The following is an 18,318-nucleotide window of genomic DNA, read 5'->3' as shown; positions in this document are numbered from 1 at the left end:
ATCGCCGCGTTCGGCTCGCTTTAGAAATTGCCGCAACGCAGCCGTATGCGCTGGACTGCAATGTCCGCTGTTGGCGCTTCTGAGCCATGTCGCCTGCCGGACCAAAGCGCACTTCCTCGTTCGCAGGCACCTATTGGTTGAGCTCAGCAAGAGCTAGCGCTGCAACATGCAAATCCACCTCGGCCAACGGATCGTCGTCACCTAGAAACCAGGCGGCAGATAGCCCGGTCCACGCGAGTATCCACTGCAGTAGGCGGCGAGGCTCTAAGCGTGAGGCCTCAGCGACCACAGCTAGACGCCTTTGAAAGCGGCCAGGCTGCGTTGCCACAGGCTGACTGGGATCGCTTAGATCAGGGTTGGTGAATATGTTGGCAAAGTCGAAACCGCGTTCGCCGAACAAGCCGTGTGGATCAATGGCGAGCCAACCACGGCAGCCGAAATCCAGCACGTTATCGTGGTGGAGGTCGCCGTGGAGGACACCCTCCTCTCTTGGCGCGGCTAGTAGCATTTGCGCAGTCTCGAAGCTGCTGCGCAGGATGCCGCCATGGCGTGCAGCAGCGACTTCTAGTTCCCTGAACCATAGAGGGAGAGGAACCAACCCTGGCAATGCTGCCGCCTGCTCCCGGTGTAATTTGTCGGCGGTAGCGCAGAGAATTCGAGATGCCTCGTCATCATCACCAGACCGTGCCATGTCTGCCAAGGATCGCTTCGCTGTAGCACGCTCCATGAGGATCGCGTTTTCGTCTCGCTCGAGAACTTGAGCCGCTCCTACTCCGGCCCACCACACCATCAGGTCTGAGCCGCGCTTCTGATCAGGATGAGAAGACACCTTCAGCATGGCCGCTTCACCGTGATGCAGAACCGGGAGAAGTTGAGCAGTCGGAGTGCTGATAGGCTCCCCATCGGTAGTTAGTTGCCAAAGATCAATATAAGGTTTGAACAAGATGCACTCGCGTTCGCTCGAAGAAGTCGGCGCAGCATAGAGCTTCTTCGGGGCCGTCGCCAACACGGCGATGGCCGCTCCTGGCGCGAAGCCGCCATCTTGCCCTACGATGATGCGGCTTCTCTAAGGGCGCGGTACACGCTCGCCCGACCTATGTTCAGCGTCTTGGCAATTTCTGTTGGCCCCATCCCGTCGGATTTCAGTCGGCGGATCTCAGCAATATCAACATGGGGCTTCCTGCCTTTGTAGACCCCTCTGGTTTTTGCAGCGGCGATGCCTTCCATCTGTCGTTCTCTGCGAAGGTTCGTTTCGAACTCAGCGAACACGCCCAGCATATCGAGGAAAGCTTTCCCGGCCGCCGAGCTGGTGTCGATCGGTTGTTCCGTCGCCTTCAGCGTCACCCCTTTTTGCTTGAGCAGCCGTACGATGTCCTGCAGATCCCCAACTGACCGCGCCAGCCGATCGACCCGCGTTACGACCAGGCTGTCGCCGTCGCGCATGAATTCCAGAAGCGTGTTAAGCTCCTTCCGATCCTGCTTGGTCGCTCCGGATTTCTTTTCCGCCCGGATGACCGTGCACCCGGCCGCCTTCAGAGCCGCCTCTTGAATCGCCAAATCCTGATCGATGGTGCTGACCCGCGCATACCCGTAAATTGCCATGAAACGTCTCATTAGGTTCTAGACCTTCAATGGGTAGCGTCTCATAATCGTAAAATCAACCCAAATGATACACTGATTTGCGTCTCACGGAGATTGTCTCAGGAGGTATACCCCAGTGATACACGCTGGTCGATGCGGCATGAGCTCCGTGAACGAGACGCCTCCGGCGAAGGCCGGTGGCTCGCGCACCGCGCCTACCAATCAATTCCATCGTCTATGCAGCGATCGATAACGGACTTCAGAATTGCCCCATCATACACCATGTAACGCCGATCTCGAGCTGTCGTGATCATCCCGGCAAATCCGAGGTAGGCGTCATTATCCGGCGTCTTCCCAATAAAGAATACTGGCGATCCGCTCATACCGTCGGGCTCTATCGTCTGTTGATCAGCCCGGTCGTCTTGGATCATTGGAGTACGATTTTCCGTGTCGAACAGCGCGGGCTTGTCCACCTTCAGATAGAGTTTCACCCATTTTGAGAGGGGTGACCAACTCGTCATGATCCCGTCGTCATCGAAGACCATGTCCGCCTCCCGAGCAAATGTCGGGTATCCAATGGCGAATGCCACTAAAACCTGGTCTTGCGGAACTGATTGAAGATTGACGCCCAAGTCAATGCTTAGGAACATCCCACTGACGTCACGACCATCACGAATATTGTCATACTCAGCAATGAAAAGATCTTCTAGATTTTCGTGATGGACATTGTCCATTCGCACCTTGCTAATCCTGTTGGGGGATATTCCTTTCTTCCCTCCATCAACAAGTACGGTGAAATCTTCTTGCTTAACGCTCTTGTCGAGTTGATGAGCCGTACACACGCCGAAGTTTCTCCCGCGGTATCGGAACAGAAAGGCAGTGCCCAGCGCGCTAAGATCGAAGTCCGAATTGTCGTGGTGAAAGAAGGCAGGAGTGCAAAAGCGTCTTATGGCGGACGGGACATCCGTGATCGACTGCAGGAAACCGTTGATCGGCACTGAAAGCTTAGCCCTGGCCTCAAACGACGTGAATACCATTTAGCCAAACCTTACTCACATAACCACCTCGCAAGCATCCAACTCTGGTCTGGACCGTAGCTGAGATTCCCATCATGCCTTCAGTATGGTCCCTCAGAAGCCAGAATTGAGACCTCCTACAGCTTCCACGTGGCCTTCGCCGGCTTTGCGCTGTGCGTCAAGTTGTAGAGATAGCATCCACTTATGCCTAAACTAATGGTCAAGCGGTTGTTGGGATGCCAGTCATCGCCACAACAAAGTCTCGAAAGCGCTGATATTCTTCACCTTCAGCTTGGGCGAGACTGGAGATCCGGAAAAACTGGCTGGTTGATGGGGATTCTTGGGCAGCCATTTCCATATCGATGCGGTCGACGTTTACGACCGTCCAGCACTCTACATACTTATTTGCCTTAGCCTTCTGATGGCTTTTCTCGGCCTCGCCAATGCGGTTGTGGATGTTGGAGAAGTCCTCGCCGCCCTTGACCTCGATCGCAACAATGTTCCGGTAGCTCTCAGCGCGCATCTCTTCGCGGATAACAATGTCCGGGTCAGAAGCAAATTCAATCAGTACCGTGCGCCCTGCTGCGTTCCGGACGGTCATGCGACGCGGGTCAGCTGTTACAAGGTGATCCTGCACAATATCGCGGATCGCGTTGAAGACCTGTATTATGCCTGCGGTGCCCTTGCGGTTGTTGGCACCGCCGCGCCATTGCGGCCCGAGCGTGAGGATAGTCAGCTCATTGAGAAGGGTCTGAGTAACTGGCTGAGACAGAATCCCGGTCAGGAGCTGAGCCCCAGCCGCGCACATTTCCTCGCAGAGTGCGTCCAGTTCGTCGTTGAGTTCGGCCCTTAAGGTCCCGCGCGTCTCCATACTGACAAACTTGCCAGCAATTCCGGGGACATAAAATGCCTTCTGGCTGTAGCCATAAAGAAGGCGGTAATAGCCCAAAAGTCGAGGAGAAGCCTTCAATACCATGGGCACGGGGAACATCAGCTCACTGCGCAGTCCAAAACCTGCCATCAGTTGCAGGCTGTGTGCGGGGACGTATTTCGCCAACTCGGTATCTAAGGCAACGATGTTCAGCGCGCGGACGGTTTCTTTCAGGGCGTCCTGAAGCAGCAGGTTACGCACCTCAGCCAGGTTGGCCGCAAATTCAATTTGCAGGTCGGGAGCCGGAATCATGCGGCCACCCGCACTATCGTCTCTGAGGACGCCTGAAGGCGGTCCGCTGCAAGGGCAACATATTCCGGGTTCAGCTCAATACCAACATAACTCCGGCCAAGCTGTTCCGCAGCCAGGCCTACGGTCCCCGAGCCGAAAAAGGGATCCAAGACGAAGTCACCCGGACGACTGGATGCCTTCAAACACGGGTCAACGAGTTTCTGCGGGAAAGTCGCAAAGTGTGCTCCGGGAAACGGCGTGGTGTTGACGTTCCAGACGGAGCGGAGATTACGACCATTCAGCTCCTTCACCGCGTCCCGATCGTAGTAATACTGCTCCTGTTTGGAAAACATGAACAGGTACTCGTGAGATCGCGTCGGACGGTCTCTAACGCTTTCCGGCATGGCGTTGGGCTTGTTCCAGATGATATCGGCCCGCAAATACCAACCGTCGTCCTGCAAGGCGAAGGCGAGGCGCCACGGTATCCCCATAAGATCCTTTGGCTTCAAGCCTTCGGGGGTGTTTGGCCGCACCGACATTGCCCGAGCAGGATTCTTTTTATCGGGGGCACGCCAGCCACGGTTGCCGCTGGTGAAGCCGTCGCCGATATTCAGCCAGAGCACGCCATCATCCCGTAGCACCCGCCGCGCCTCACGGAAAACGGATACCAGGCTGTTGATGAACTGGGGGAGGGTAGGCTCCAGCCCAATCTGGTCGTCAATGTTGTAATCTCTCAAGCCCCAGTAGGGGGGAGAGGTGACAATGCATTGTGCCTGCTGGTCAGGCAGGCGTTGCAGGACGGTCAGTGCGTCCCCCTCGAATATCATGCTGTCGCTGATGCTCAACGGGGGTTGGCGAACGACCTTCGTTGTTTTCATCTGGTTCCCAGCCTAGCGATGGTGATTCGGGCGCACAATTTTTGTTGGCAAGCTTGATACATCAGATGAGCTGATGCGCAATCTGTGTGTGGTTGTGGCTTTCAAGAAAGTTGATTAGCACGACGAGAACAAAAGGGGGCATATTTCGGCGAAAAGAGGCAGCTTTCATCCCACTGCCTGAATTGCAAAGAGCAGGCTGCAGTGAGCGCTTCGGCATTCGCAACTGAAGCAGATGTCGGATGCGATAGGGCTATGGTTCTTGGGGGAAGGGGGAGCTGGTCTGGCTGTTTACATAGGCGACCAGTTTGAGGCCCTGGATAAGCCGCTTGTTTCATTAACAGGCCTCACCGATCTTGAGGCGCAATGGCGGTTAGTCGACCAAGACATTTCAGGGTGGACGATGAAAATAGAGGACCTGTGAAGATACGGCCGTTTTCACAAACTTGATCACCGGCGGGGCGAGACACACGCCCTCTACAACATCCCCGACACTTCTCATTTCCATCGAACATGCTTCCGCGCAAGGTCGCGCCGGAGCAGAGCATCTACGTCGGCTAGAACACCCACGATGCACCGTGAAAAATCCTTTGATACTCGCTTCTGTCTTCCCTTAGTGTGCATTTAGGCGGGGCATCAGGTCACAGAACGATATCATCTGGTTTTGTCAGACCAACGGAGGGGTAATGATTGGTGGCGGCTCACAGTGGCGGCGTTGGGAGCCCCACATCCATGCACCTGGGACAATTTTAAATAACCAGTTTGGCGGCGGCGATCCTTGGGAAGCCTACTTAACTTCGCTCGAAAAGAGCTCGCCGACTATAGAAGCTCTCGCGGTGACGGACTATTACGTTACTGATTGCTACGAGGAAGTCTTGCGCCGCAAACAGGCGGGCAGGCTGCCGAAGGTGCAGCTTCTATTCCCGAATGTCGAATTGCGACTCGACATCGCGGCTAAGACTGGCTTCGTGAACCTGCATCTTTTGGTGTCCCCTGAGAAACCCGACCATCTCAGCGAACTTCACAGACTACTCCAGCGCCTGCAGTTCAAGGCTCACGGCGATACTTACAACTGCACTCGCCAGGACCTTATTGCTTTGGGCAGGCGCTCTGACAGCACCATCGTAGATGACAACGCCGCGTTGCGGCATGGTGCTACCCAATACAAAGTGAATTTTAGTCAGCTGCGGGATGTAGTTCGTGACAGCGATTGGGCAAAAAAACATGTCTTGATTGCCGTGGCCGGAGCAGCAGGTGATGGCACTTCTGGGTTAAGGCAAGCGGCAGACGCAACGATGCGACAGGAGATTGAACGCTTCGCCCACATTATTTTCTCGAGTAGCCCGGCTCAGCGGGAGTTCTGGTTTGGCAAGAAGGGCGTCACCGTCGAGCAGCTGCGCGAAAGATACAATGGTTGCAAGCCGTGTCTGCACGGTAGCGATGCACATGATCAGCCCTCAGTGGGTCGGCCGACTGAAGAGCGTTATTCGTGGATCAAAGGCGGGATGGAGTTCGACGCGCTTCGTCAAGCTTGCATAGATCCGGAAGGGCGAGCCTATGTGGGAATCGAACCACCTCGGACTGCAATGCCCTCGCAGGTCATCTCGCATGTCTCTATTCAGGGAGCAGACTGGGCAACCACTTCCGAGATTCCATTGAACCCAGGGTTAGTGGCGATTATCGGCGCTCGCGGTTCAGGCAAAACAGCTCTCGCAGACATGATAGCCGCAGCATGTGATGCCATTACTCTTTCGGCGTGGGTTGCAAGTGAGAATGCCAGTCCATCGTTTCTTGTACGTGCGAGGAATCTCCTCGGAGATGCCACGGCAACTCTGACTTGGGGAGGGGGAGCGACCGTTACTCGCGCATTAGATGGTCGAGACGCAAACAGCCACTTGTCCTTCCCTCGAGCGCGATACCTTTCGCAGCAGTTTGTTGAAGAGCTCTGTTCGTCTGGTGGCTTCTCGGACGGCCTTATTGCCGAGATCGAACGGGTTATCTTCGAAGCTCATTCTACTGATCAGAAAGAAGGTGCTATCGATTTCGACGAATTGCGTGGCTATGCCACTAACCGCTTTCAACAGGCCCGAAAGCGGGAGGCAGACGCCATCGCAGATATTTCGGATCGTATTGCTACCGAGCTTGAGAAGGAAAGCGCTGTTTCTACCCTTTCCGCTCAGGTGAATACGAAAACCGGCCTGATCAAGAGTTACAACGAAGATCTTGCAAAGCTGGTGGTGAAAGGTACTGAGGCTCAGGCCCGGCGACACGCTGAGGTCAGTCAAGCAGTTCAAAACGTCCGCAGCAAAATTCAGGGCTTCGCCAATCAACGACGAACATTCGTCGCCCTTCAAGACGAGGTTAACAGTACACGCGCGACCAAAGCACCGGAGCTTCTGCGTCAGGCGAAAGAGCGGCACCAGCAAGGTCACATGAACGACCAGCAATGGGACGAATTCCTGTTGGTATACAAAGGTGATGTCGACAAAAGCTTGGCTGGCTACGTGACTTGGGCTGATCAACAGATCGCCGCACTCAGTGGCGTTCCAGCCCCTCCAGGTGTGCCGACGCCACCTCTTGCGGATGGCGTGGATCTTTCAACACTCACACTTGCGGTTCTACAGGCTGAGTTAGGTCGGCTTGAAGCGCTGATCAGTGCGGACCAGCTAATAAGAGATCAGTATGCCGCACTCTCGCAGCGTATCGCGCAGGAAAACGCAGCCCTTTTGGCACTGAAAACGCGCCTCGCCGATGCTCAAGAGGCCCCTGCACGCAAGAAAGACTTACAGGCTGACCGCGATGCTGCTTATGGCCGAGTGTTCGAGGCGATAATCAGCGAGCAGGCGGCGCTTTCAAACCTTTACGCTCCCCTCATGGAGAGGTTGGCGAAGTCCTCTGGAACGCTTCGAAAGCTCGGTTTCTTTGTTCGACGTATCGTTGATGTTGAGGCTTGGGGGACGATAGCCGAGGAGAAGCTTCTTGATAGGCGCAAAGCTGGTCCATTCAATGGACGTGGGGCACTCATACAGTTAGCGAACACCGCATTGAAGCCAGCTTGGGAAAGTGGATCAGCACAGGACGTTCAGGCCGCGATGGCAGCCTTCATCTCTACATACATGAAGGATCTTATTGGCCATGCGCCTGTAGCACAAGCTGAGCAGACTGAGTTTCGAGCTTGGTTGAAGGAGTTCGCCCATTGGCTCTTTGCTACAGATCACATTTCAGTACGGTATGAGATAGTTTACGACGGTATCGACATCCGCAAGCTTTCCCCCGGTACTCGGGGCATTGTGCTTCTACTTCTATATCTTGCATTGGATGATGCGGATGATCGACCGTTGATCATTGATCAGCCGGAGGAGAACCTCGATCCGAAATCAGTTTTCGACGAGCTAGTTTCGCTGTTCGTAGCCGCGAAGTCCAAGCGACAGGTGATAATGGTCACGCACAACGCCAATTTGGTTATCAATACGGATGCAGACCAGATTATCATAGCGGAAGCCGGTCCGCACCAGATTGGGGGACTTCCCCCTATTTCGTACCGTGCTGGCGGTTTGGAGAATGCCGAAATCCGTGGAGCTGTTTGCGAAATTCTTGAAGGCGGAGAAGAGGCATTTCGGGAAAGGGCGAGACGACTGCGGGTGAGACTAGAACGATAGGGCCGCAAAATCCGGGGCAGAAGGGCAGACCAGAGGAATTAGAATGTGCGGCCGTTTTACCAACACCATGACGTGGGCCGAGATCCACGCCCTATATAACATCCACGAAAATAGCCCGCCTCGGTCAAATATGCCGCCGCGCTACAACATAGCGCCGACGCAAAGCGTCTACTTCGCCCATAAGGACAAAGCCGGCGAGCTAGAACTTGACTACGGGCGATGGTGGCTTGTCCCCTTTTTCGCAAAAGAGCTGCCGAAAGCGGCAATGTTCAATGCCAGGATCGAGACTGTCGACACGTCAGGCGCATTCCGAGAGCCTTTCAAGTCGAAGCGCTGCCTCATTCCGGCTGACGGTTATTTCGAATGGACCACAAGCGAAGAGGACGGCAAGAAAGACCCCTGGCTGTTGCAGCTCCCCGAGGGGAAGCCTTTCTCCTTCGCCGGACTATGGGCGCATAACGACAAGCTAGGCGTCACCAGCTGCACGATCATCACAGCGCCAGCCGTCGACCACATCGCTCACATTCATACGCGAATGCCCGTCATGCTGGATCCATCTGCCTATGAGACCTGGTTAGATGCCTCAGTTCAGGGTGCTGAAGCGAAAGCCTTCCTTCTTGAAAATCAGATCGACAGCCAGCTCGAGTTTTACCGTGTCGGCCGGGAGGTGAACTCATCTCGCTATGATGGCAGCGACACGAAAAAGCCAATCCTGAACTCCTTGTAGGAGCTTCAGAGCAAGGAGATTCGCGATGAAGTCGCCGTTCTATTCCTTCCCTATGGTCGCCGCCTGTGTGGCTTTGGCCTCATCTGGTTGCAGCGCGGATGGAGCTTCATCCCCGGCAGCAGGTCCGTGCAAAGCGGAAGCCGCGCAAGGGTTGGTCGGCAAGGAAAAGCCGACAGACGCAGAGGCGATGCAGCTGACTGGCGCAAAGACGGTTCGCCAGATCCGAACCGGCGACATGGTGACCCAGGACTTCAGAGAGGATCGGGTGACGATCGAGACTGATCCCGCGACCGGATTGGTCACGCGGGCCACCTGCGGCTGATTTATCTGTCGCCAAAGAAAAAGGGCCAGCGGAAGCCGCGGCCCTTGAGGTGTGAAGGTCTAAGCCTCCAGAGGGGAACGATCGACGCGGCGGCTGGGAGGACCCGCTGTGTCAATCAAGATTCCATATGGGAAAGCGATAGGCGATCTGCAAGCTGATCACTGCGCATTCTGGTCCTGCGCGCTGCTTGTCGAGGAACGCTTTTCGGCTTCAGACAGCCGCTCAAGTAGCGACTGGATCCGATCGTCGTCCGGTATCGGCTGAAGCCTCTCATGCCTCTGCGCTGCCTTGCGCACCATGTCACTCGAAGCGAGCCTTTGGTCTGCCATCCCAAACCTCCGTCGCCAAAACGACGGGTTGTGCAACTGGTTCCGGACAGGATGGTGCCATACGGAGAGGTATATTCTCTCTCAACATCAGCCAATTACACCGACAAGGGAGGGTCCGCGTCAATGATGCGCGGTTCCCCCAATTTCGCCGCTGCGCAACGAAATCGGCTCCCCCACGCCCCGCAGGCCGCTTACGGCGGTCATTGACCCAAACCCTCCCTTGTCGGTCCCGCCCCTTTGTTTTCATTCAAAGGAGCCGACGATGACCACTTACGACCACATCAACGAACTGCGCGCCGAACTTGCAGCGTCAATCGACCAGGCCGAGCGTCAGCAGATCGCAGCCGAGCTGGCGGCGGCCGAAGCCAAGCTTGCCGAAGAAGAGGCCGCATTCGATGCGCTTATCAGCGCTGAGCCGCCCCACTAGGGCGGCTCTTTCCAATGCCAGCGCCTTGGGTATTGTCGCGCTATGGTCAAGCGCGTCTTTCTATTTTCAGGAATTGCCGTCTGCCTGTTTGCAGTCGGCTTCTGGTACTTTGTAGCGAGCCTCAGTTGCGGTCTGGACGGCGCGGGCGGATGTAGCAACCTTCCCCCGGCGCCATGGAAGTATCCGAATGCCCTCGCCTACTCTCTGCCGTTCTTAGGCTTAGGCTTGGTGTTTATCCTGGCGAGCCGGCGTTTTCGGTGACTAACCACGATCCATCAGAACGCCGATCCTCAGGAGGCAGGGAAACCGCGCCTCACACTGAGCTGACCCCCTCCGGTCGCACCCAATCGCGAGGGCGCGCTTCAGGTCGACGAACTGACAGCTGGCGCCGTATTTCTTTACCAATGCCTTCCGATCGAGCACCGCATAACGGTCGCAGCGCCGGCACTCGACGTCGATCTTTTCCGCCCGGTAATCCTTCAGCCGAGGCAGGCTCATCCAAATCCCTCGCTTCTTCTTCGTTTTCTAGCGCGCCACGGCTACGGGCAGTTCTTTGACATTCGTGGTGTAGCGCGGCGATCGACGGTCAAACTTGGTTTGCCAGTCGCGCTTGATGCCGGCCGAGGCCGGGATAAGCGAGCCACGCCCAAATTTCCCATTGACCGCATCCAGGGCTGTCATCAGCCGTTCCGACTGGTCACGGTCCCGCGCATCGAACAGAGGCCGCGGCTGTGACGCCGCCCGCACCAGATCGTTCATGATGATGCCGGCCTTTGCGTAGCGATGGCCGTCCCTGAAGATCTTGCGCGCTCCGCTCTGAGCGGCCCGGATCAGGTCAAAAGTATCGTTCGAAGCCTCGGGAAAATGGACTGTCGTTTGAGCCGAGTGCGGCTTGTCCTTCGAATTAAAGCGCGACGTATGCATGAAGACCGCCATATGTGTCGCCTCGAGACCGTGCCGGCGCAGCTTCTCTCCCGCCCTCATCGCATAGGCCGCGACTGCCTCGAGCATTCCGGCCAGATCCGTAACCGGCGTTCCAAAGGATCGGGTCACGGCGCAACCCTTCCGTTGTGGCGGCACGTCTTCAAGCGGCAGGCATGAAATGCCCTGCAGCTCCAGAACCGTCCTCTCGCCCACCACGCTCAGAAGATTGCGGGCAAGCCGCGCATCAACGCGAGCCAGGTCGCCGGCTGTCTCAATGCCCAGACCGAATAGCTTTCGCTCTGATGCCGATCCGACGCCCCAAACCTCCCCGACCTCGACGCGATCGAGCCAGCTTTGCCGCACGGCTGCATCTGTCAGGTCGCAGACGCCGCCAAGCTCCGGGTTCTTCTTTGCAACGTGGTTTGCGAACTTCGCCAGTGTCTTGCTCGGGCCAATGCCGACACAGGTCGGGATCCCGGTCCATTGCTGAACCGTGGACCGAAGATCGCGGCCGAAGGCGACGCGATCGACGGGCCTGATGTCGGTCATATCCAAAAAGCTTTCATCGATCGAATAGACCTCAACATCCGGAGACCATTGGCGGTAGATCGCATTCAGCCTGGCGCTCATGTCGCCATAAAGGGTGTAGTTGCTGGAGTAGACCGCCACATCATTGTCACGACAGAGATCGCGGATCTTGAAGTAGGGTTCGCCCATGCCAATGCCGAGCGCCTTGGCCTCCGCCGTTCTGGCAACGGCGCATCCGTCGTTGTTGGACAGAACGATCACCGGCCGCTTGGCGATGGCAGGGTCAAAGACGCGCTCGCAAGAGCAATAGAATGAGTTGCCGTCAATCAATGCGAATGAGGTCATCCCTGCTTCCTCGGTCGCAGCCAATGTACGTTGCAAAGTGCGACACCCCAGATCTCGACTTCCGCGATCTCCGGAAGGTCGAACAGCGGCATATCCGAATTCTCAAACATCAGCCGCGGACGACCACCCGTCATGCGCAGCCGCTTCAAGGATCGCTCGCCGTGCACGGTCGCCACGACAATATCGCCATCGATCGGCCGCACGCTTCGGTCGACCACGATCAGATCCCCGTGGAAGATCCCGGCGTCCCGCATCGAATTGCCGTCGACCTTCCACAGGAAGGTTGCCGGCGGATTCCGGATCAGGAGCTTGGTAAGGTCGATGGACTCTTCGATGTAGTCATCTGCGGGTGATGGAAAGCCGGCGCATAACCCGTGGAGCATGAGAGGCACATAGATTTCTGCCTCGATTTTCAGGCCGGCGAGCATTCAATTCGATCCTTTCACGACTGGTAGCGAAAGGAACAAACAGGGAACACATGGGGCGTCAAAAATCAAGATAGAAGATTACGCGATCCTAATCTGCAGATCTGCAGCTAACGCGAGTGTCGGCATGGTGGTAGCTTTTCGGAGCACTGTCACAGTGGAGAGGACGAGGATCACCATGACTGACGAAGTGGAGCACCTTTCAAATACCCTGATGTGGACCGTCGGCATGATTACCCAAGCCGGGCCGGACGACCTCAAGCGCGTGGCAAGGGCCTATCGAGAAGCGCAGGACCTGGTCTCGAAGATCCCGAAGACTGAGGAAGGCGCGCGCCCTCGTATCATCGCTTGTTTTCATCGATCGGACGTGTATCGCGCTGCAGACGATATCGCCTGCGTCGGCTGGATCCTGACCGCGATCCAAGAGCGCGTGAACGAAGGCGATCTACGCGACTGGAGGAAGCTGCGAACGGTTGTGAGGCAGATGGTAAAGCTGCTGCAGGAGCCGGCCCCAATGCTGCATTGAGTTCGGGTAGGATTGATGATGCACGCGTTCTTGATAGATCTCTACCATGTCACGATCAGACACCTTCCTGAGCTTCGCTTCGACAAGAACAACGAAGTTCACCGCACGCTCATTTCACTTTACAGCACCATAATCGAGCTTACGAACGCTGCTCTCCACATTCGGCAAGCTGGTGGATACACCGGCATGGATATCCTGCTGCGTTCTGTGCTCGAGGCCCACGTCGATCTTATCAACCTTGCGAATGACGGCGGCTATCTGAGAGTCATGGTGGCAGCTTACCACAAGGAATGGATCAAGCTTGCGGACGATGGGGTGAAGGGTGAGAATCCGTTCCTCGCCTATTTCAAAGACAGTCCGGAAGCACTTGAAAAGCTGCAACACCACAGGGCTCAGCTGGCTGAACTTAAGAAGTCCGGACACATTCCGACCAATCTTGAGAAGTTCCAATGGGCAGGCATGGAGCACGAGTACCGCTCCATCTACAACAGCCTTTGCAACGAGAGCCACAACAACTTGCGAGCGCTGACCAGCCGGCACTTCCGGGAGAACGAGGATGGCAGCTTGGACCTGGTAATATTCGATACGCCTACTCGTGAAGATCTTGCCGCTACGTTGGACACATTCATCGCGACCCTGAACACGTCTAACCGGATCATGCACCACTACTTCAAATCTAAGCCGGAAGTCGCTGACGAACTCGACCATTTTCGCAGGGTTCGTGAGGAAAAGGGCCTATCGTGGGTGGAAGACCTGGAGGTTTAATCCGATCAGGCGGAACGGTTTTGCCGGGGGAAGTCGGTCCCGGCTTCCGCTTCGCGGCGCTATGCTAAGCCTCCTGCGGCTTCCCTTCTTCCGTCAAAACCGTGTCGAGAATTCCCGCTTTCCCGCCCCTGAAGGAAGGGCGGCGCTATGCTGAAAGCTCCGATGTTCTTCATTGTCCTTCTCGGATCTCTGACTGACGCCGATCGATCCGAGCGATGTCTTCGCCAGACGGGCCGCAAAGGACGCCGCATGAGCGCCGGCTGATCGCCAAGGCGGCCGGCGCGCGGCGGAAACCAAAGCCAACCCGCTGAGTGTCATGGCGCGGCTTTCGCCGCGCCATTCCTTTTCTGCCTTCCGATCGTCCGGGGCTCCATGGCTATCACCAGGTCATGCACCATCTTCAAGGCCGTATCGTCGAGCTTTTTCAGGTGGTCGACCGTTTCTCCCATCAGCTTGTTTCTCACGTCTTTGCGTGACTTGCCTTTGGGATGCGTAGGCCGTGCGTTGACGAAGGGATCGAAGAACTCTTCTGGAGTGATATCCAGGACCTCGAAAACGTGGATCAGCCGTCCGACGGTCATCAAGGAAGAGGCGTTTTCATAACGGGAATACGTCGCCTCCTTCACCCCCAGCAGTGTAGCGACTTTAGCTTGCGCAATCTGCCGGTCGGTTCGCAGGTCACGCAGCCGCTGAGCAACAAGCAGATCCAGTTCCTTGAGATCGATGATCTTTCCGTCGAGCCGCTTGCGATAAACGGGATAATCTTTGTTCGGGTCGTCAACGCGTTCAAGTCCGAGATAGCTTACCCACTGCTCGAGTCCGAAACCTGCCATTGCCACCAACCACACTGGAAATTAATCGTTATTCCTCTGGAACAAATAAAGATGGTACCTCGAAAGTCTACCCTGAATAGCTACTTTAGCGCATCGCTTTGCGACCCCGCTCTATGCCTTCGGCACGGAGCCAGCAGGCGCTGTCTCCGCCCATTCGGGTGACGATCGGTTGCGCTGCGGCTTCGCCTTCAATCACATGCATCTTGGGCAAAAATCGGTACCGACATTTACAGCCTCTCCCGGTCGACCCATATTGGCTAGTGATCAAGTCAGGTCGTGGCAAGTCTCTAGCCCTTTCTTGTCGCGTGCCTACGGAGGCCGCCCCGCCTGATCGGGGCGGCCTTTCCGCATCTTGAAAGCTCATCACCGCCATCAGCACCAGTCACGGTTAGTCCGTTCCCCGTCACGATGAAGCAGTGACGCCGGAGGCGTCCTGTCTGTCTCTTTGATGAGGGAAAGAGGAGCGCTGCCCCCTCTCCCTCACAAGGGGAAAAAACGGTCTCCCCGTCCTTCCTTCGCGCAGCCTTAAGGCCGCGCTTTCGTGCAGGATCGCCGCTAACGCGCCGCCCCTTCGGCTTTGCCTCGGGCGGGCGAACCCCCTCCGTTTTTATCCCCTTGCCACCCTCTCCCCCGCTGCTCCGCGCGAGCTCGGGAGCAGGAGCGGGGCTCCTGCCCACGAGGGGCACGAGAAGACCGCTTCGCGGAATTGGAGAAAGGGCTAGACTATGAACACAACCGCAACCGTTTACCTGCTGGACCCGGAAGCCGGGACCATTCAAGCCGCAGAGGTCGCAGCACCGAGCGCGTTCTCTCAGACCTACGGGCTGATTGGATGCCAGCTTGTCGAGGTGGTGCCATTCGACACGAACCACGTTCTTATCGTCGATGAGGAGGGTTTGCGGGACGGCTTGACCGCCTTCACCGTCTTTGACGGCTACCCGCAGCCATTGGCTGGAAAGATCGTTCTTGCCAGCCTGGACGGCGCGCATGTCCTACCGCCGCAGATCAGCATTGAGGAAGCAGCGGCCCGCCTGAACGTCTGCAAGCCGGTTCTTGATCCGGTCTTTGCCAAGGCAGACGAGCATTCCCCCAATGGGGTCATTCTGGGCGGCGCCTTGATCGGGTTCCAGACCCGTATCACCCGCACTCACCCAACCGTCATGGCGGGGGTAGTCCGATGATCATCGCTGTTGTCGAGGACCGCACCCTGTCCATTCTCGCCGGAACCTTTGCCGCGACCATCGCGGCGAAGGACATCGAACATAGCTTCCATGCCCTTACTCATTTTCCGGAGCGGCGCACCCTTTCCGAACTGGAAGGGCTGGCAGAGCGCCTGAACGGCTTTGCCGCCTACATGGTGGAGCTGTGGGAGCAAGCAAAACTGCCCCTGCCGGATGCTGAACTAGAGGCCTTTGCTCGCCGTCATGTCGAGATCACCGCCAAGTATTGGGCAGCGGAAGGCCGTTGCATGAACTGGTTCATCACCGGACCTGCGCGTTTTCCCGTCGCCCGCAATGAAAAGCGGATGCGAGTTTCAGACGCCCGCCGTGCTGACATCTCAGCCCATATCGCGACTGCGAAAAAAGCAGTGAAGCGCAAGGCGTTTCCCCAGGGGACCGATGACGAGCCGATCCGCTCCGGCGATCCGGCAGCCATGCAGCGCATCGCCTCGCGGATCGAAGACCTGGCACTGTCCATCGACCGGATGAAACGGGCGAATGTCATCATTCGCCGGATGGAGAAGGATCAGGCGAGCGAAGCCGACATTCTGGCCCGTGTGGTGGCCGAAACCGGCATGGACGAGGAGAGGGCATCGCGTGGCGTTACCCTTGCCCCGTGGCAGAACCGACGCGGCTTTTCCACCACCAACACCCGCGCCGAACTGCGCCGCATGCAAACCCGCCTTGCATCGCTTGCTGCGATGAAGAAGCGCGGCGACCGCGCCGAGGACGTCGAGACGGAGGCAGGAGCAGTCACGGTCAAGGAAAATACCGACATGGCCCGCATTCAGTTGCTGTTTCCCGGCAAGCCGGACGAACAGACGCGGCGTACCCTGAAATCTCACGGGTTCCGCTGGTCCCCATCGCAAGGAGCGTGGCAGCGCAACTTGAACGAGGCCGGACGCTATGCGGCCAAGTGCGTCTTGAAATCGATCAGCGGCGACAGCGCCGCTTGATCAGCCCCGGAAAACAGAGGATCTCCACATGAATGAGCAAATTTATACAGTCATGGAGTTTTCCGGCCGAGGCGACGCCATGTTCGGCGGCAGTGCCGCCGACTGGAGCCTATACACCCAAGAAGACGGCTCAAACGCTTTCATGAGTGCAGCCGACGCGCAGCGCCGCCAGCTGGTGAAAGCCTATTTCCCGACCAAGAAGGAGGCAAGTGAGGCCGGAGAGGCAGCCAGTCAGCGCAAGGGCCTGATTTCGGCCCTGCCTGTTCGGCGCGTTGACGAGATCCCCTATGCGCAACTGCGCTGGATTGTCGGAAACATGCACGTTGGGACCAGCGATGACGACTTGAAAGCCGACATCAAGGGACGCGCGAAGTCGGGCATGACAGCGAATCCCGACCTTCTGGCGCAGGCGTGCGCCTATGCACTGGCAAGCCACCGAGCCAATCAGGGCTTGGTTGCCCATTTCCGGCTGTAGGAGGCGAAGCATGAAAAGCAACGGCCAGCGCCGAAGCGTTGAGGTCTTCGACACGCCCTCCGGTTTAGGAGGGAGCCACACGGTTGAGGTTGTCGAGGACCTTGGAAACAGTAAGGTCAGCGTGCGCGTCTGGTATGGACGCGCCACTGCGACAGGTTGGGAAGCGTGGAAGGATTGGGACGGCTACCGCTTTGAGACCGACCGCGCCAGCCTGACCAACAAGCGGTCAATGCCGCTGTTCAAATAGGACCTGGGCCGCATTTCGGTGCGGCCCGATATTAGGAGGGACACCATTGAGCCGCTACACCGTGACCGTGAAAACCGACGAAGAGACCGACGAGAACGCCGTAATCGGCTATGATCCGCCGTTGCGCACCTTCTTTCTGCAGGCGTTTCCCGATGAGGAAACCGACGAATATGCCCTATGGTTCGGAACGCATCTTGAGCAGCACCCAAGCCTTGAATCGATCATCGAGAGCGCGCGCCGTTTTGGCTATGAGATCGAAGGGCTGTCACAGAAGGCCATCGTCGCCATGACAAAGGAAGCGGGAACGCCGACGCCGCCAAGCCTTGGCGAGCGGCTAGGATTGGTACGCTGACAATTGTTGGATGCTTTGTTGCGGGGCTGGTTCGGAAGAGCTGGCCCCGTAGCCATTTTGGCAGTTGCGAACCTGGCCGCATCGAGCGGGCTGCGGTCCGCCCGAAGGGAGCCCATGCCCCTCCCCTCGGCTCCCCTCCCGCCCGGCGTGCCGCCGCCGTTGGCGGCGCTTGATCGTCTCGCTCAGGTGGTTGATCGAACCGGGCGATCCGCCAGCAATGAACTCATTTCCTTGGCGGAAAGCGTGCCTTTGGTCGCGATCAGATAGGCCGCGAGATAGGTCAGCTTCAGGTTGGCTTCTCCCTCTCCCTTTGGCTTGTAATTGATGATTGCCAGGCGCCGTGCCGTCGCCTTTTTCCCCCCTTGAACAGCTGCCGAGTGCTGATCGATCAACTCAGGAAGCGAGGGACCTTCTCCAGTCGCACTACCTGCGGTTTCCGTTCCAAGGTGCTTGGACGACAGCTCGTCCGAGGTGAAGCTTGTGCGCAGAGTGGCTGTTGCCCGATGCGACGAACGCGAACTGGATAACGACAGTAGCATGGTGGATGCCTCACCGATCAGTTGCATTGGAGGGGCTTTAAGACCATTGAACCTGACGAAACGCACGATAGGATGCGAAACGAAA

Annotated in this window: 20 protein-coding genes; 11 read left to right on the top strand and 9 right to left on the bottom strand. The window is 57.1% G+C overall.

What is annotated here, in order from left to right:
- Positions 1-130 precede the first annotated feature (130 nt).
- From P7F60_RS28160 to P7F60_RS28140, 5 genes are all read right to left on the bottom strand, one after another.
- The gene (locus P7F60_RS28160) at positions 131-943 is read right to left on the bottom strand and encodes an aminoglycoside phosphotransferase family protein (protein WP_247261132.1); all 813 of its coding nucleotides are present in this window, start codon (positions 941-943) and stop codon (positions 131-133) included.
- Between the two features lie 104 nt (positions 944-1,047).
- Positions 1,048-1,602, bottom strand: a complete 555-nt coding sequence (locus P7F60_RS28155; RefSeq protein ID WP_037093559.1) for a recombinase family protein — start codon at positions 1,600-1,602, stop codon at positions 1,048-1,050.
- Positions 1,603-1,796: 194 nt separating this feature from the next.
- A complete protein-coding gene (locus P7F60_RS28150) occupies positions 1,797-2,618 on the bottom strand; it encodes a hypothetical protein (RefSeq protein WP_037093560.1) in 822 nt (273 codons plus the stop codon).
- Positions 2,619-2,817: 199 nt separating this feature from the next.
- The gene (locus tag P7F60_RS28145) at positions 2,818-3,780 is read right to left on the bottom strand and encodes an XcyI family restriction endonuclease (protein WP_037093561.1); all 963 of its coding nucleotides are present in this window, start codon (positions 3,778-3,780) and stop codon (positions 2,818-2,820) included.
- A complete protein-coding gene (locus tag P7F60_RS28140; RefSeq protein WP_347276904.1) occupies positions 3,777-4,586 on the bottom strand; it encodes a site-specific DNA-methyltransferase in 810 nt (269 codons plus the stop codon). Before P7F60_RS28140 ends, P7F60_RS28145 begins: the two co-directional genes overlap by 4 nt.
- 734 nt (positions 4,587-5,320) lie before the next feature.
- Here P7F60_RS28140 and P7F60_RS28135 point away from each other — a divergent pair.
- The 4 genes from P7F60_RS28135 to P7F60_RS28120 all read left to right on the top strand — a co-directional run bounded on the left by P7F60_RS28135 (position 5,321) and on the right by P7F60_RS28120 (position 10,098).
- The gene (locus P7F60_RS28135; protein ID WP_037093565.1) at positions 5,321-8,293 is read left to right on the top strand and encodes a TrlF family AAA-like ATPase; all 2,973 of its coding nucleotides are present in this window, start codon (positions 5,321-5,323) and stop codon (positions 8,291-8,293) included.
- A 43-nt stretch (positions 8,294-8,336) separates the two neighbouring features.
- Positions 8,337-9,020 (top strand): SOS response-associated peptidase, encoded by a 684-nt coding sequence (locus tag P7F60_RS28130; RefSeq protein ID WP_037093566.1) that lies wholly within the window; start codon positions 8,337-8,339, stop codon positions 9,018-9,020.
- A 25-nt stretch (positions 9,021-9,045) separates the two neighbouring features.
- Positions 9,046-9,342: an I78 family peptidase inhibitor gene (locus P7F60_RS28125; RefSeq protein WP_037093567.1), complete on the top strand. Its 297-nt coding sequence runs from the start codon at positions 9,046-9,048 to the stop codon at positions 9,340-9,342.
- Between the two features lie 591 nt (positions 9,343-9,933).
- Positions 9,934-10,098, top strand: a complete 165-nt coding sequence (locus P7F60_RS28120; protein WP_164855740.1) for a hypothetical protein — start codon at positions 9,934-9,936, stop codon at positions 10,096-10,098.
- A 525-nt stretch (positions 10,099-10,623) separates the two neighbouring features.
- On the opposite strand, the gene P7F60_RS28115 is transcribed toward P7F60_RS28120, so the two are convergent.
- Entirely contained in the window at positions 10,624-11,895 is a 1,272-nt protein-coding gene (locus tag P7F60_RS28115) for a Y-family DNA polymerase (protein ID WP_037093569.1), read from the bottom strand.
- The gene (gene umuD / locus P7F60_RS28110; protein ID WP_037093570.1) at positions 11,892-12,323 is read right to left on the bottom strand and encodes a translesion error-prone DNA polymerase V autoproteolytic subunit; all 432 of its coding nucleotides are present in this window, start codon (positions 12,321-12,323) and stop codon (positions 11,892-11,894) included. Before umuD ends, P7F60_RS28115 begins: the two co-directional genes overlap by 4 nt.
- A 175-nt stretch (positions 12,324-12,498) precedes the next feature.
- On the opposite strand from umuD, the gene P7F60_RS28105 reads away from it, so the two are divergent.
- Both P7F60_RS28105 and P7F60_RS28100 read left to right on the top strand, forming a co-directional pair.
- Positions 12,499-12,846, top strand: coding sequence for a hypothetical protein (locus tag P7F60_RS28105; RefSeq protein WP_037093571.1), 348 nt, complete (start codon positions 12,499-12,501; stop codon positions 12,844-12,846).
- 15 nt (positions 12,847-12,861) lie between these two features.
- Positions 12,862-13,611, top strand: a complete 750-nt coding sequence (locus tag P7F60_RS28100) for a DUF5677 domain-containing protein (RefSeq protein ID WP_037093572.1) — start codon at positions 12,862-12,864, stop codon at positions 13,609-13,611.
- 314 nt (positions 13,612-13,925) lie between these two features.
- Here P7F60_RS28100 and P7F60_RS28095 read toward each other — a convergent pair whose 3' ends face one another.
- Complete coding sequence (locus P7F60_RS28095) at positions 13,926-14,444, bottom strand: helix-turn-helix transcriptional regulator (RefSeq protein WP_277920884.1); 519 nt, start codon at positions 14,442-14,444, stop codon at positions 13,926-13,928.
- Positions 14,445-15,169: 725 nt separating this feature from the next.
- Between P7F60_RS28095 and P7F60_RS28090 the strand changes: the two genes are divergently transcribed.
- From P7F60_RS28090 to P7F60_RS28070, 5 genes are read left to right on the top strand one after another with little or no spacing between them, the layout of a single operon-like run.
- On the top strand, positions 15,170-15,625 hold the full coding sequence (locus tag P7F60_RS28090) for a protein psiB (protein WP_037094739.1): 456 nt from the start codon (positions 15,170-15,172) through the stop codon (positions 15,623-15,625).
- Positions 15,622-16,620, top strand: coding sequence for a hypothetical protein (locus P7F60_RS28085; RefSeq protein WP_277920883.1), 999 nt, complete (start codon positions 15,622-15,624; stop codon positions 16,618-16,620). The genes P7F60_RS28090 and P7F60_RS28085 overlap by 4 nt, the downstream gene beginning before the upstream one ends.
- Positions 16,621-16,648: 28 nt before the next feature.
- Complete coding sequence (locus P7F60_RS28080; RefSeq protein ID WP_037094737.1) at positions 16,649-17,095, top strand: hypothetical protein; 447 nt, start codon at positions 16,649-16,651, stop codon at positions 17,093-17,095.
- A gap of 10 nt (positions 17,096-17,105) precedes the next feature.
- Complete coding sequence (locus P7F60_RS28075) at positions 17,106-17,342, top strand: hypothetical protein (protein WP_037094735.1); 237 nt, start codon at positions 17,106-17,108, stop codon at positions 17,340-17,342.
- Between the two features lie 46 nt (positions 17,343-17,388).
- Positions 17,389-17,694, top strand: coding sequence for a hypothetical protein (locus tag P7F60_RS28070; RefSeq protein WP_037094732.1), 306 nt, complete (start codon positions 17,389-17,391; stop codon positions 17,692-17,694).
- Between the two features lie 182 nt (positions 17,695-17,876).
- Here the strand turns inward: P7F60_RS28070 and P7F60_RS28065 are convergent, their stop codons facing one another.
- The gene (locus tag P7F60_RS28065) at positions 17,877-18,260 is read right to left on the bottom strand and encodes a hypothetical protein (protein ID WP_235775163.1); all 384 of its coding nucleotides are present in this window, start codon (positions 18,258-18,260) and stop codon (positions 17,877-17,879) included.
- Positions 18,261-18,318: the final 58 nt, after the last annotated feature.

Source organism: Rhizobium sp. YJ-22, from assembly GCF_029601685.1.
In the GTDB taxonomy this organism is placed as follows: Bacteria; Pseudomonadota; Alphaproteobacteria; order Rhizobiales; family Rhizobiaceae; genus Metarhizobium.
This window is presented reverse-complemented; position numbering and strand designations above follow the sequence as displayed.